Source organism: Lactobacillus nasalidis (assembly GCF_016587775.1).
Classification (GTDB): Bacteria; Bacillota; Bacilli; order Lactobacillales; family Lactobacillaceae; genus Lactobacillus; species Lactobacillus nasalidis.
The window spans coordinates 1-584 of sequence record NZ_BOCG01000261.1; the positions used below are offsets into that span (position 1 = coordinate 1).

At 56.5% G+C, this 584-nt stretch carries 2 pseudogenes; both read left to right on the forward strand.

What is annotated here, in order from left to right:
- Positions 1-265: pseudogene (locus lacNas_RS04590) on the forward strand (MerR family transcriptional regulator); the annotation flags it as partial.
- 109 nt (positions 266-374) lie between these two features.
- Positions 375-584, forward strand: a pseudogene (locus lacNas_RS04595) (YibE/F family protein); the annotation flags it as partial.

Consider the following 584-nt stretch of genomic DNA (forward strand, 5'->3'; position numbering starts at 1 on the left):
GACCGAGCAGGCAGCCGCTCCGGCGCCAGAAGCAACCGACCTGCCGGACTTGGCGGACGACTTCTTGACTGACGAGCCGCTCACGCCAGAGCAGAAGCGGGCCGAAGTCGTGGCCGACATGGCCAAGAGCGACCAGGAGGTGCACGAGGAGCTGCTCAGCCGGTCGCTGGAAAACGCGGCCAAGGGCACCCCGACCCACCGGACGCTGGCTGACATGCAGCTGGCTTCCAAGAAGCGGCCCTGGTGGAAACGACTTTTCAAATAAGGCGAATTGCTAAATAAACTTTAAAAAAAGCAGGGACCGCGAAAGCGGTCCTTTTTTTGCATTAAAATAATAAACAGCGAAAATAAAAGAAAGGCAAGATGCGAGCAGAATGGAAAGCAAGAAGCAGCGCCTGTTGGCGGCCCTGATCCTATTGGCGGTCGGGCTGGGACTGACGGCGCTGACATATTTCAAGACGACTGGCTACAAGAACCAGGTGGCAGTGATCACTGACCAGAAGATCAAGGACCGCTTGCTGAAGAAAGAAACCGACATTTACGGCAACAAGGACGAGGAGCGCCGGCAGTACCTGCACGTGCAG